Annotated in this window: 1 pseudogene; it reads left to right on the top strand. The window is 73.0% G+C overall.

What is annotated here, in order from left to right:
• Positions 1-440, top strand: a pseudogene (locus HUX53_RS00120) (hypothetical protein); the annotation flags it as partial.

Here is a 440-nt window from a genome sequence, read left to right on the forward strand (position 1 = left end):
ACTTCGTGCACCGTGGCGGAACGTGCGCCAAGGCCAGCCACCCGCGGCTGCGGATGGAGGACCGCGGCGGCAACCTCGGCGCCAACGTCGAGCTCAAATGTGTGAACTGCGGGGAGCACCGCAACATCCGGGACGCGCAGGGCAAGCGCGGCGAGGAGAACCTGCCGCGCTGCCGGGGACGCCACCCGCACCTCGCGACATTCGACCCGCCGGGCTGCGACGCGCGGCCGAAACTCCTGGTCGTCGGCGCGTCCAACCAGTGGTTCGCCAAGGGACTCGCCGCCCTGGCCGTCCCGCAGTCGGGTGCCAGCGCGCTGGACGCCCAGGTCGAGCTGCACCGGGGCGCCGTCCGCGGCCTCGACAAGCCGATGTACGCGTGGGCGCGGGAGGACGCCCCCGCCTTCCAGGAACCCGACCAGGCGAAGGCAGACCAACACCGC

The organism is Actinomadura sp. BRA 177, from assembly GCF_013372625.1.
In the GTDB taxonomy this organism is placed as follows: domain Bacteria; phylum Actinomycetota; class Actinomycetes; order Streptosporangiales; family Streptosporangiaceae; genus Spirillospora.